Origin of the sequence: Curtobacterium sp. VKM Ac-2865 (assembly GCF_015350905.1) — a bacterium.
Lineage (GTDB): Bacteria > Actinomycetota > Actinomycetes > Actinomycetales > Microbacteriaceae > Curtobacterium.
Window position 1 is genome coordinate 176,552 of sequence record NZ_JADKRZ010000004.1, and the last position, 12,301, is coordinate 188,852.

Sequence of the window (12,301 nt, forward strand, 5' to 3'; positions counted from 1 at the left end):
GGGCGGAACCGGGCCGGTTCTCTGCGCTCCCTATGCGATCCCTAAGACGCTTCCTTACCCGCTCCACAGGCGATGGCGACGCGGGACCCACCGACGCTCGGCACCGTCGTGGCATGACAGCGACGACGACACCGGGTGCGGTCCGCCCGGGATCCACACGACGCGGCGCGGCGCGCGCCCGACTCCGTTCCCTGCTGCGCGGCGACACCACCGCGGCCCGGTGGGAGCGCCCGGCCTTCCTCGGGCTGCTCCTGGCGACGGGCCTGCTGTACGTGGTGAACCTGTCCGTGAACGGGTGGGCGAACGCGTTCTACTCCGCCGCGGTGCAGGCCGGAAGCCAGAGCTGGGAGGCCTTCTTCTACGGGTCATCCGACGCCGCGAACGCGATCACGGTCGACAAACCGCCGGCGTTCCTCTGGGTGATCGGCATCTCGGTGCGGCTGTTCGGGCTGAACTCGTGGGCGATCCTGGTCCCCGAGGCGCTCATGGGCGTGGCCACGGTCGCGATCCTGTACCGGATCGTCCGGCGGCGGTTCTCCGCGGGGGCGGCCCTGCTCGCCGGTGCCGCGCTCGCCACGACGCCGGTCGCGACCCTGATGTCCCGGTACGACAACCCGGACGCGCTGCTCACGCTCCTGACCGTCGGGGCGATCGCCCTCACGCTGCGCGGCGTCGAGTCGGGACGGATGCGCTGGGTCGTCTGGGCCGGCGTGCTCGTCGGCCTCGGGTTCCTCACGAAGCAGCTGCAGGCCTTCCTGGTCCTGCCTCCGCTCGTCGGCGTGTACCTCTGGGCGTCGCCGCGGCCGGTCCTGCGCCGGGTCGGGCATCTCCTCGCCGCCGCGGTCGCACTCGTGGTCTCGGCCGGGTGGTGGGTGGCGATCGTCGAGCTCGTGCCGGAGTCCTCCCGCCCGTACATCGGGGGCTCGCAGACGAACAGCTTCCTCGAGCTGACGTTCGGCTACAACGGACTCGGCCGCGTCACGGGGGACGAGACCGGCAGCGTCGTCCCGGGCGGCGCCACGGGTGCCGGGTCGTGGGGGTCGACCGGGCTGACCCGCCTGTTCGGCTCGGACTTCGCGACGCAGGTCACCTGGCTGCTGCCGACGGCGCTCGTGCTGTCCATCGTGGCGATCGTCGCGGTGGGCGTCCGGAAGCGCACGGACGGACGGCTCGCGACGGTGCTGGTGCTCGTGGCGTCGCTGCTCGTCACGGGCCTGGTCTTCAGCTTCATGGGCGGGATCTTCCACCCGTACTACACGGTGGCGCTCGCGCCGTACATCGCTGGCGTCGTCGGCATCGGTGCCGGGTTGCTGTGGGAACGACGGGCGTCGGTGTGGTGGCGGGTCATCGCGGCCGTGATGGTCGCGCTCACCACGGCGTGGTCGTTCCGCCTGCTCTCCGAGGCGTCCTCCTGGCAGCCCTGGACCCGGTGGGTGGTGCTCGCCGCCGGGGTCGCGGCGACCGTCCTCGTGCTGCTGCCCCGGCGCGGCCGCGGGGTGGAGGTCGCCACGGTCGCGACGGTCCTCGTCGCCGCGTTGCTCGGACCGACGGCGTTCTCGGTGCAGACCGTCACCGTCGGGCACACCGGTGCCCTGCCGTCGGCGGGACCGAGTGTCTCGTCAGGCGGCCTGGGCGGAGGTCGCCCCGGCGGTGGCGGCCCCGGTGGTGGTGCCGGTGGAGCGCCCGGAGGCGGTCAGGGTGGGTCGGCGCCCGGCGGTGGTGCTGCCGGACAGCGCGGCACGGCGCCGGGCGCGGGCACCGGGGGCGGTCAGGGCGGACCGGGTGGCGGTGGCGGTGGCGGTGGCGCGAGTGTCATCGGCGGGTCCACTGAGGTCTCCTCCGAGGTCGTCGCCGCGCTGACGAAGGACACCGACGACTTCACCTGGGTGGCGGCGACGGTGGGTTCGAACGGCGCAGCCGGGTACCAGCTCGCGACCGGTGACCCGGTCATGGCCGTGGGCGGGTACAACGGCACGGACCCGGCTCCGACGCTCGCGCAGTTCCGTGACCTCGTCGCCGACGGCGAGGTCCACTGGTTCATCGGCTCGTCGGGCTCGTCGGGGTCGTCGAACACCTCGGGCAGCGACGCGGCCGAGCGCATCGCCGCCTGGGTGGCTGCGCACTACGAGGCGCAGACGGTCGACGGTGTCACGATGTACGACCTCTCCGCGGCTCCGACGACCTGAGCTGCGGCGCACGGTGCGGGAGCGCGTCAGGCGTAGCGGCGCGCTGCCCGGAGCGCCGCGTCGGTGTACGAGCCGCCGAACAGCACCACGTGCAGCAGCAGCGGCGCGAGCTGGTGCAGCTCGACGCGCTCCTGCCACCCGGGCGCCAGGCGGGACTCGGCGTCGTAGGCCGCCACGACCGTCTCGAGTCGGGGCAGCCCGAACAGTGCCAGCAGCGCCAGGTCCGTCTCCGCGTGGCCACCGTGCGGGTTCGCGTCGATGAGCACGGCGCCCGTGGGCTCGGAGCTGTCCCGCGGCCAGAGCACGTTGCCCGCCCAGAGGTCGCCGTGCAGTCGCGCCGGACCGTCCCCGACGAGCGCCGGTTGGGGGGAGCCGAGCGATCCGTCCTCGAGTCGTGCACACACGCGCTCGAACACGGCGGCTTCGGACCCGTCGTACCCGCCGGCGTCGACGATGCGCGACACGTAGTCGCGGATCCGGTACTCGGCGAAGAACTCGCCCCAGGTCGCCGGCGCATCGGACACGGGGACGAACGGCGTACGGGAGCGGCCCATCCGCATCGGCCCGTTCGCCGGGAACCCGGGCGACGGCGCTCCCCAGTGCGCGGCCCCGGCGGCGTGCGTGTGTGCCAACGACCGGCCGAAGCGTTCCGCCTGGGCCGCCGTCGGTGCGGTGTCGGAGACGAACTCGAGCTCCAGGACCGTCGGTCGCGGACGACCGAGCACCCGGGCGATGCGGGTGCCGCCGGCGTCCTCGGCCTCGGCGAGCCACTCCAGCCCGGCGGCCTCGGCGGCGGCCTCGTTCGGGTCGGTGAAGGTCTTGACGTAGGTCTCGGGCATCACCCCATCCAACCCGGAGAAGCCCGGACGCATTCGGGACGCACCCCGGACGCACCCCGGAGCCGCCCGGTCGCGCCCCGCGCGCCGCCCGAGCCCCGTCAGACCGCGTCGACCAACGCCCGCGCCAACGGGTGCCACGCCCGTGAGGACGGCCCGCTCAACACCAGCGTCCGCTCGAGCCGGGGGAGCGTCGGCACCATGACGAGGTCGGCCGGCAGCATCACGCGGCCGAGCGTCGGCACGATCGAGACGCCCTCGCCCCGTTGGATCATCCCGAACATCGTGCTCATCTCCCGCACCCGGTGGGCGTACCGGAAGGGCTGCCCGGCGATCTCGTGCATCCGCTGGATCTGGTATTCGCACCCGCCGCCCCCCGCCACGAGTCCGTCCTCGTGCAGGTCGTCGAGCGTCAGCGCGGTCGCGTCGGCGAGCGGGTGGTCGCGGCGGACCACGGCGGCCATCTCGTCCGTCGCCACGACGACCCCACCCTCGGGCACCACGGTCGGGTCGACGAGCACGGCGGCGTCGACCGTGCCGGCCTCGAGCCACTCGGGCATCTCGTCGTCGTCCCCCTCGTAGACCTGGACGTCGACGTCGGGCAGGGTCACCGCCCACAGCTCCCTGAGCCGCGGCAGCAGGCCCTGGCAGACGGTGGGGACGGCGGCGAGGCGCACGGTGCCGCGCGCTGTGCCGGGCCGGACCACGGCCTCCAGGGCGTCGACGGAGGCGAGCACGCTGCGGGCGTGACCAAGCAGGCGTTCACCGAGGGGTGTCGGTGCCGCGGTGCCGCCGCGGCGCACGACGGGGCCGCCGACCTCGCGCTCGAGCGCGGAGACCGCATGCGAGACGGCGGACTGCCCGACGCCGAGGGCGGCGGCGGCTGCGGTGAACGAGCCGCGGTCGACGGTGGCGACCAGGGCGCGGAGCTGGGCGATGGTGAGGTTCATGCGTCTCCCTCATGGGTGCATGAGGGGGATGCGTTTGCCTCATGCCGAGCGGTGGCTCGACACTAGCGGCATGAACGCCTTCCTGTTCGTCCTGGTCGCACTCACCTGGGGCTCGAGCTTCCTCTTCATGAAGATCGGGCTCGAGGGCCTCTCGCCGCAGCAGGTCGCGCTCGGACGCGTGCTGCTCGGGGCGCTGACGCTGCTGGTGATCATGGTCGTGACGCGGCGGAGGTGGCCGCGGTCGCTGAAGCTCTGGGGCCACCTGCTCGTGCTCGCGGTGTTCCTCAACGCGGTGCCGTCGAGCCTGGTGGCGTGGGCGGAGCAGAGCGTGCCGAGTGGTCTGGCGAGCATCTACAACGCGACCACGCCGATCATGGTGCTGCTCGCGCTGCCACTGCTGCTGCCGGCCGAGCGGCTGCGGGGGCGACAGCTCGTGGGTGTGGTGGTGGGGATCCTGGGGGTCCTGGTCCTCGTCGGTCCGTGGGGCCTGATCGGCGACCCGGCCGTGCTCGCCACGGTGCCCGGGCAGCTCGCACTGCTCGGCATGACCGCCTGCTACGGGTTCGGTCTGGCCTACATGCGCCGGTTCGTCGCCGGCAGCGGGTACGACGCGGTCACCCTGACGACGGTCCAGCTGACGCTGGGCGCGGCGCTGCTGCTCGTGGTCGCGCCCGTCACGGCGACCGGCGCGATGCACCTGGACTGGAGGATCGTGGCTGCGATGCTCGCACTCGGTTGCCTCGGCACGGGGCTGGCCTACATGTGGAACACCGGGCTCGTGCAGGCATGGGGTGCGGCGCGCGCGTCCACCGTGACGTACCTGACACCGGTGGTCGGGGTGGTGCTCGGCGTGCTCGTGCTGGGGGAGCGCGTGCGGTGGAACGAGCCGGTCGGGGGCGTCGTGATCCTGGTGGGGATCGCGCTGGCGTCGGGGGTGCTCGGGCGGCGGCGCCGCACGGCCGTCGCCGTCGGGGCGGACGCGGTGCCCGAGCCGGGCGCGGCGGCGGTCCGCGGGCGCTGAGGCGGCGCGCGGGCGCTTCGCGGCGCTCCGCGGGCGGTTCGCGGGCGGTGAGATCGCACTTCGTGTCGGGTCGGCGCGCTCGGAGCCGACACGGAGTGCGATCTCAGCGGCAGTTGACGTGCGGACGCCGGACGCCGGACGGCGGGCCGCCGGGGACGCGGAAGGGCACGTCGACGGATCGACGTGCCCTTCGCGGCGTGGTGCTCGGGTCAGCGCGTGCGGGTCGTCCCGACACGGGGCAGGAGCAGGCCGAGCACGATCATCGCGACGGCGAGGAACGCGTGCAGCACGTTGTCGGCGCTGTTCAGCGGCACGAAGTTCGCACCGCTCGTCATGCCGGCGGTGAACAGGCCGAAGACGAACAGGACGGCGTAGACGATGCCGCCGACGAGCAGGTAGAGGCGCGAGCCACTGGCGGTGCGGGACGCGACGAGCCCGACGATGCCGAAGAGCAGGTGCACGATGTTGTGCAGGATCGAGACCTGGAACAGGCCGAGCAGCAGGGCCATCGAGCCGTGGCCGGCGAAGGACATCGTGCCCATGTCCATGGTCAGGCCCGGGATGAAGCCGGCGATGCCGACGATGAGGAAGACCACACCGAAGAGCAGCGCGCCCTTCTGCGTCCAGGTCGAACCGGAGGTGGAGCGGGGCGTTGCTGCGTTGCTGGTCACGGTCGGACCTCTCGTCGGGGCGCGGGTGCCCGCGCGGCCCTCACCGTAGGCCGGCCCGTGGGGCCGAGTTCGCCCCAGTTCGGGGGGTCCACCTGCGCCGGAGGTCAGCCGATCCGCTCGACCGTGACGTGCCAGCCGAGGTCGGTGGCGCGGCGCTCGAGCTCGGACGCGTTCGACCGGCACAGCGAGCCCGTGCCGTCCGGGTAGTAGCGGCGGATGGCTGCCTCGGGGACGAAGCGCCCGCCGAGGGGGTCCGACCCGAGCTCGCGGACCTGCCACCAGCGCTCGGTGGCCTGTTCGAGCGCGGCGTCGAAGGGGACCTCCACGTCCACGATCTTCAGGCGGTCGTAGCCGGCGTCGTCGAGCTCGGACAACAGGTCGTCGAGGTAGTCGACACTCGACAGGGTGCCGTGCACGACGACGTTCTCGCCGTCGCGGAGGGACCGACGGCGCAGGGTGTCCGCGACGGCCGTCGACTCGGCGTGCACGAAGCCGGCGAGCTCCCGCGGCTGCACCGGGCGGCCGTCGACGAGCACGCGGCTGGTCCACGCATCGAGCAGTCCGTCCGCCGCGGCCCGTTCGAGCAGGGCGTCCTTGAAGTCGTCGGCGTCGACGTGGCGGTAGTCGTCGAGCTCGGGCATCCGGGTCAGCGCGGTCGACTTGCCGGCCCCGGGCGGGCCAGCGGTGACGACGACCGCCAGGGTGCCGTCGTCGCTCGGCGCCGGTGTCCGGTCGGTGTGGGCGGCGAGCAGTTCCTCGTGCAGGCGCAGCCGCTCGGCCGTGTACAGGAAGCCGTCCGGGGCGTACCGGAGTCGGCTGCTCGCGCCGGGCTCGTCCGACCAGGGGTCGTCGAGGCAGGCCTGCCGGAGGAACGCGGCGAGGTCGTCGGCGGTGCGGTCGCGGAGTGGGCGGTCGTTCGTGTCGACGTCGCTCACGGGCGGGTGAACCGGCCCTGGCGCCCGGCGATCGCCCGGCGGACCGTCTCGTACTCGCCCTCGCTGATCAGGCCGTCCTGGAACGCCGCGGCGAGCTCCTTCGCGGTGCCGGTCTGGGCCGCGGCGCTGTCGTAGCCGGAGTCGCGCGCCGGTGTCCGATGGGTCATGGCCATCGTCGAGAGCTCGCGCACCATCGTGTCGGAGTCGATCAGGCCGGCCTGGCGCTGGGAGATGACCTCGCGCGGGGACGGCCTGGACGCCGTGAGCGCTCGCCGGGTCAGGCGTCGGGAGACCTCGGGCTGCGAGATGCCGGCGAGCCGGGCGATGTCCCGCTGGGAGACCCCGAGGTCGGCGAGGTCGAAGATGCCGCGGCGGAGCTCCATCTCGGCGAGGTGCTGCTGTTCGCGGCTGTGCAGGACGCTGAGCACGGCGGCGCGCACCGACGCCGTGTCGCCGTCCATCCGCGCCGCCAGGGCGTCCACGAGCGACTCGACGTCGTGTCGAGGCCGTTGTCCGGCTCGGTGCCGAGAGCCCATGTCCGTCATCCGCCACTTCCGTTCCCGCGATGCCGATCGTATCGCTGTGGTCGATCGCCGCAGTGCCCCTTCCCTGAGCGTGCTGGGAGTCCTATGGTTTACAGCGTTGTAAACGGAGCGCCGATCAGGGCACTCCGCACCCCCGGCCGACCCCGGCCCGATGGACGACGTCGTCCACGAGGAGTTCCCTGTTGCGTCCCTTCTCCGTCCGATCCCGGGGGCGGCAGCGCGCCCTCGCCGCCGCCGTCGTCGGCACGACCGTGTTGGGCCTGCTCGGCCTGGCCGCGCTCCCCGCCACGGCCGATGCCGCCGCCGCTCGCACCGTCCAGTCCGGGCAGGCCCGCTTCGAGGTCCTGTCCCCGACGCTGATCCGCACGGAGTACGCCGGCGACAGCAGGTTCACCGACGGCAGCACCTTCAACGTGATCGGCCGCGACGACTTCGCCCCGACGAGGTTCACGACGACCGAGCGCGACGGCTGGCTGACGCTCGACACCGGCTCGATGACCGTCCGGTACAAGGAGGGTTCCGGGGCCTTCACGCAGGACACCCTGCAGACCAGCCTGACCCTGCCGTCCGGGCAGCGGGTCTCCGGGACGCCGTGGGTGTCCACGCCGACCCCGTCGTGCACGATCGGCTCGCTGTGTGAGGCCGAGGCCCTCGGGCTCACCGGGCTGTCCCTTGCGACCGACCACGCGGGCTTCACCGGTGCCGGGTTCGCCGCGGGCTTCGAGTCCGTCGGCAATGCGATGACCTTCGCGACGACCGCAGCGACGGCCGGGTCGTACGACCTGGCCCTCCGCTACGCGAACTCGCAGGGCGGCGACGGCAAGGTCACCACCCGCACGCTCAGCGTCACCGTGGACGGCGGCGCCGCGAGGACGATCAGCCTGGCCCCCGGTGCGAACTGGGACGACTGGAAGACCACGGCCGCCACAGCGGTCGACCTGCCCGCCGGCACCCACACGGTGCGCATCGAGCGCGCCGCGGGTGACTCCGGCCAGGTCAACGTCGACAGCCTGGCCCTCGTGGCGACGGGTGCCGCGTACCCGGCCCCGACCACGACCGTCGCCGGGCAGGACTGCGCGTTCGGCGCGGTCTGCCAGGCCGAGGACTCGACGCTCACAGCCCCGGCCACCGCAGCGACGAACCACAACGGCTCCGCCGGTGACGGCTTCGTCGCCGGGTTCGAGCGTGCGGGCGCGGCGATGACCACCCACGTCACCGGTGTGCCGGCGGCAGGTGACTACACGCTGCAGGTCCGCTACGCCAACGGCGGTACCGCCACGCCGACCCTGACCGCGGCCCCGACCGGACAGGCCACCACGACAGCCACACTGCCGCCGACGAGCGGGTGGGACTACTGGAACACCGTGCAGGTGCCGGTGCACCTCGCCGCCGGGGCGAACGACGTCGTGCTCGGCTGCCCGACCGTCGCGGCGAACTGCAACGTGAACTTCGACACGGTCGCGGCGGTCGACACCGCGTCGCCGGTCCTCGCCGCGCACGCCCCGCTCGGTGGCTACCGTCGTGACCTCGACACCGCCAACGGGTCCGTGAAGACGAACCCGGGCCTGCTGTACCAGGACGGGTGGTCGCTCCTCGACGACAGCGCCTCGGCCGGGTACGACCAGGCGACGGACACCGTCACGCCCGCGAGCGACCACGGCGGCAAGCAGTACCAGGACGGCTACGTCTTCGGCTACGGCACCGACTACCGCCATGCGCTGCAGGAGCTCGCCGTGCTGACCGGCCCGACGAAGCTGCTGCCCCGCTGGGCCTACGGCGTCTGGTACTCCGAGTACTACGACCGCTCGCAGGCGGACTACCTCGCCATCGCGAAGCAGTTCAAGGACGAGCAGGTCCCCGTCGACGTCATGGCGATCGACACGGACTACAAGGTCGGCAGCCCGACGAACGAGGGCGACAGCAAGTGGGACGGCTGGTCGGTCGACCCGGCCAGGATCCCGGACATGACGAGCCTGCTCGCCGACTGGCACGCCGAGGGCATCCACAACACGCTCAACATCCACCCGTCGATCTCGGGCAGCGACCCCCGGTTCGCCCAGGCGCAGGCCACGGCGAAGGGCAAGCTCACGAAGGGCGACGGTGACCGCTGGCTGTTCGACTGGTCCGACCCCGACCAGCTCAAGGCCTACTTCGACCTGCACACGGCGATGCAGCCGAAGGGCGTCGACATGTGGTGGCTCGACTGGTGCTGCAGCGAGGTCTCGAAGTACTCGGCGAACGGCGTCACCCCCGACGCCTTCATCAACCAGCAGTACGCGAAGGCCACGAACGAGGCGCTCGGCGGCCGCGGACTCGCGTTCTCGCGGGCGTACGGGTCGCTGACCGCGGGCGGCTACGGCAACCCGCAGCCCGTGCCGACCGGGCCGTGGGCGGACAAGCGCACCACCGTGCACTTCACCGGCGACACCACGTCGTCGTGGGACATGCTGCTCGCAGAGGTCGGGTACACCCCGGGTGAGTCTGCGGCGACCGGCCTGGCGTCGATCAGCCACGACATCGGCGGGCACAACGGTGCCCAGTACGGCATCACGGGGGCCGAACCCGGGACGACCCAGCTGCCGGAGGACCTCTACGCCCGCTGGGTGCAGCTCGGGACCTTCCAACCGATCGACCGCCTGCACAGCAACCACAGCGACCGGCTCCCGTGGCAGTACCCCGCCGCGGCGAACGCCTCCGCGAAGCAGTTCCTGAACCTCCGCGAGGACCTGCTCCCGCTGACGTACACGCTCGCCGCCCAGGCGACCGCCACCGGCACCCCGATCCTGCAGCCGCTCTACCTGCAGTACCCCGAGGCGCAGCAGTCGTACGCCATGGCCGGCTCGGAGTACCTGTACGGTCCGGACGTCCTCGTCGCCCCGGTCACGACCGCGAACGACACGTCCGGGAAGGCCACGCGCTCGGTGTGGTTCCCGGCCGGCAGCTCCTGGACCGACTGGTTCACCGGGACGACGTACCAGGGCGGCACGACCGCGCAGGTGACGACCGGACTCGACGCCATGCCGGTGTTCGTGAAGAGCGGCGGGATCGTCCCGACCCGGACGCACCACGTGACGAACGACGGGTCCGGACCGCTCGACGCCGTGACCCTCCGCGTCGCGACCGGTGCGAACGGCTCGTTCGCCCTGCACGAGGACGCCGGTGAGGACACCGGGACGGGCGCGACCGGCGCGACCGCCGCCCTGGACGCCACCACGACGGCGGACGCGACGAGCAAGGCGGCGGCGGGCAGTGCCTCCACCGCGGTGCGGTACACGCAGCAGCCCGCCGGCGGGCAGCTCGACATCGCCCCGGCGGACGGTTCCTTCGCCGGCCAGGTGCGGGACCGCAGCTGGACCGCGACCTTCACCGCCACCGACCGGCCGACCACGGTGACCGTCGACGGTCGTGCCGTCCCGCAGGCCGGCTGGACCTACGACGCCGACGCGCGCACCCTGACGGTGCCGGTCGCCGAGCGGTCCGTGACGACGAGCACGGTCGTGCGGTTCTCCACCGCGGCTGCGGCGACGCCGACGCTGCAGGTCGCCGACCCGCGGGTCGAGGCCGGCGGGACGCAGACCGTCACCGGCACCGGGTTCCCCGCCTCCAGTGACGTGGTGCTCGCGACGCAGCCCGACGTCGGCGGGGTGACCGTGCGGTCGGACGCAGACGGCGCGTTCTCGGCTGACCTGCCGGTGGCGACCACGGCCTCCGGGCGGGTGGGGGTGACGGCGTCGGTGGACGGTGCCGTCGTCGCTCGAGCCGCATTCACGGTGACGGCGGTGCCGGTGCCGACGGCTCCGGCGAGCGGAACTCCCGGTACCGGGCCCACGTCGGGTGCGGGGGCGCCCGGGCCTGGAGGCGGTGGTGCCGCTGACGGCGCCGGTGGCAGCCCGGCAGACGCCGGGTCCGGAGCCGGTGGCGAGCGACCGGGCGGAGCGCTCGCGTTCACCGGCGCGGACCTGGTGCCGATGGGGATGCTCGCCGCGGCGCTCCTGGCCGCTGGCGGCTTGCTGCTGACGCGGCGGATCCGTCGGGGGCGGTCGCGCGGCTGAGGCCCGGTGCCCGGTGCCCGGTGCCCGCGCTTGTGCGGCCCGGTGCGAGGTCGCCCACCCCGTGCGATGTCAGAACGTCGCACGGGGTGGGCAAGCTCGCACCAGCCGGTGGGTCCGGGCGGCCGTGGTCAGAGCGCGACGAGCGCCACGCCGAACGCGAGCAGGGCGACACCCTGCAGGGTCGCGCGCAGCACGATGACCCGGTCCCACCGGTCCTGCAGCGACCGTGCGTCGGCGGGGGTCTCGTGGGCGTCGACCGCTGCGGTGAGCCGGGCGTTGATCGGCGCGCTGACACGGACGTAGACGACCATCCACACCACGAGCAGGACGAACGCGCCACCCGCCAGGAAGCCCGCCGCCGCGTGGCCGGACAGCGCGGCGAGCACGGTCGCGACCAGGGCGAAGAGGAGTGCGACGACACCGGGAACGCGCATGCGGACGTCGGCGTAGCGGTGCAGGTTGCCCATCACCGCGGTGAGGGCGGCGTCGCTGACGCGGGCGAGCGCCGGACGTTGGGCGATGGCGCAGAAGACGTCGGTGCCGTAGACGACCCCGGTGCCCATGACCGCGAGCAGGGTGGCGACCTGGATGAGGGCGGTCATGCGCGGGACCCCTGGTCCCCGCCGAGTGCCGGGAGGGCACCGACCTGCTGGAAGACCTCCATCAGGTTGAGCTCGTCCCAGTGCTCCGCGAACAGGCCGTCCTCGACGCGCCAGATGTCGATGCTCCGCATCTCGACCGGCAGGCCCGTCGCCGGGATGCCGAGCAGGTCGCCGGTGTGCGTGCCCCGGTAGACGAAGCGGCCGACCACGCGGTCGCCCGCGACGACGAGGTCCTCCATCGTGACCGTGACGTCGGGTAGACCGTGGAAGAACGCGGCCCAGAAGGTGCGGTTCGCGGCACGGCCGTCGGCGACGACGACGTTGTGGTTGCGGTAGTCCTCGGCGACGAAGGCGTCGACGAGCTCGGGGTCGTGCGTGTTGAGCATGGTCAGGTACGTCTCGGCGAGTGCTTCGTGAGTGGTCATGTCCCGCTCCTCTTGGGGTTAGCGGTGCTAAGTAGTAGCAACGCTGACCCTGCTTGCCGAAGCCTTCAATAGCAGTGC

General features: G+C 73.0%; 10 protein-coding genes. 3 read left to right on the top strand and 7 right to left on the bottom strand.

Features of this window, described 5'->3' with window-relative positions:
* The first annotated feature begins 113 nt into the window (after positions 1 to 113).
* Complete coding sequence (locus ITJ54_RS11580; RefSeq protein WP_194628422.1) at positions 114 to 2,186, top strand: ArnT family glycosyltransferase; 2,073 nt, start codon at positions 114 to 116, stop codon at positions 2,184 to 2,186.
* Between the two features lie 26 nt (positions 2,187 to 2,212).
* Here ITJ54_RS11580 and ITJ54_RS11585 read toward each other — a convergent pair whose 3' ends face one another.
* Positions 2,213 to 3,025: a fructosamine kinase family protein gene (locus ITJ54_RS11585; RefSeq protein ID WP_194628423.1), complete on the bottom strand. Its 813-nt coding sequence runs from the start codon at positions 3,023 to 3,025 to the stop codon at positions 2,213 to 2,215.
* A gap of 98 nt (positions 3,026 to 3,123) precedes the next feature.
* Complete coding sequence (locus tag ITJ54_RS11590; RefSeq protein ID WP_194628424.1) at positions 3,124 to 3,972, bottom strand: LysR family transcriptional regulator; 849 nt, start codon at positions 3,970 to 3,972, stop codon at positions 3,124 to 3,126.
* A 70-nt stretch (positions 3,973 to 4,042) separates the two neighbouring features.
* Between ITJ54_RS11590 and ITJ54_RS11595 the strand changes: the two genes are divergently transcribed.
* Positions 4,043 to 4,993, top strand: a complete 951-nt coding sequence (locus ITJ54_RS11595) for a DMT family transporter (RefSeq protein ID WP_194628425.1) — start codon at positions 4,043 to 4,045, stop codon at positions 4,991 to 4,993.
* A gap of 209 nt (positions 4,994 to 5,202) precedes the next feature.
* Here ITJ54_RS11595 and ITJ54_RS11600 read toward each other — a convergent pair whose 3' ends face one another.
* From ITJ54_RS11600 to ITJ54_RS11610, 3 genes are all read right to left on the bottom strand, one after another.
* The gene (locus tag ITJ54_RS11600) at positions 5,203 to 5,664 is read right to left on the bottom strand and encodes a DUF4383 domain-containing protein (RefSeq protein ID WP_194628426.1); all 462 of its coding nucleotides are present in this window, start codon (positions 5,662 to 5,664) and stop codon (positions 5,203 to 5,205) included.
* Positions 5,665 to 5,768: 104 nt separating this feature from the next.
* Entirely contained in the window at positions 5,769 to 6,599 is an 831-nt protein-coding gene (locus tag ITJ54_RS11605) for a zeta toxin family protein (protein ID WP_194628427.1), read from the bottom strand.
* Positions 6,596 to 7,135, bottom strand: coding sequence for a hypothetical protein (locus ITJ54_RS11610; RefSeq protein ID WP_194628429.1), 540 nt, complete (start codon positions 7,133 to 7,135; stop codon positions 6,596 to 6,598). The genes ITJ54_RS11605 and ITJ54_RS11610 overlap by 4 nt, the downstream gene beginning before the upstream one ends.
* Positions 7,136 to 7,326: 191 nt before the next feature.
* Between ITJ54_RS11610 and ITJ54_RS11615 the strand changes: the two genes are divergently transcribed.
* Positions 7,327 to 11,196 carry a TIM-barrel domain-containing protein gene (locus ITJ54_RS11615; protein WP_228509306.1) on the top strand — a complete coding sequence of 1,290 codons (3,870 nt, stop codon included), beginning with the start codon at positions 7,327 to 7,329 and terminating at the stop codon, positions 11,194 to 11,196.
* 128 nt (positions 11,197 to 11,324) lie between these two features.
* Here ITJ54_RS11615 and ITJ54_RS11620 read toward each other — a convergent pair whose 3' ends face one another.
* Together ITJ54_RS11620 and ITJ54_RS11625 are read right to left on the bottom strand one after the other, a co-directional pair.
* A complete protein-coding gene (locus ITJ54_RS11620; RefSeq protein WP_194628431.1) occupies positions 11,325 to 11,798 on the bottom strand; it encodes an anthrone oxygenase family protein in 474 nt (157 codons plus the stop codon).
* A complete protein-coding gene (locus ITJ54_RS11625; RefSeq protein ID WP_194628433.1) occupies positions 11,795 to 12,223 on the bottom strand; it encodes an ester cyclase in 429 nt (142 codons plus the stop codon). Before ITJ54_RS11625 ends, ITJ54_RS11620 begins: the two co-directional genes overlap by 4 nt.
* Between the last annotated feature and the right edge of the window lie 78 nt (positions 12,224 to 12,301).

Coding starts and splice junctions, on each gene's coding strand:
- ITJ54_RS11610 (WP_194628429.1), bottom strand. CDS start 7,135: ATGGGCTCTCGGCACCGAGCCGGACAACGGCCTCGACACGACGTCGAG.
- ITJ54_RS11585 (WP_194628423.1), bottom strand. CDS start 3,025: ATGCCCGAGACCTACGTCAAGACCTTCACCGACCCGAACGAGGCCGCC.
- ITJ54_RS11590 (WP_194628424.1), bottom strand. CDS start 3,972: ATGAACCTCACCATCGCCCAGCTCCGCGCCCTGGTCGCCACCGTCGAC.
- ITJ54_RS11580 (WP_194628422.1), top strand. CDS start 114: ATGACAGCGACGACGACACCGGGTGCGGTCCGCCCGGGATCCACACGA.
- ITJ54_RS11625 (WP_194628433.1), bottom strand. CDS start 12,223: ATGACCACTCACGAAGCACTCGCCGAGACGTACCTGACCATGCTCAAC.
- ITJ54_RS11595 (WP_194628425.1), top strand. CDS start 4,043: ATGAACGCCTTCCTGTTCGTCCTGGTCGCACTCACCTGGGGCTCGAGC.
- ITJ54_RS11620 (WP_194628431.1), bottom strand. CDS start 11,798: ATGACCGCCCTCATCCAGGTCGCCACCCTGCTCGCGGTCATGGGCACC.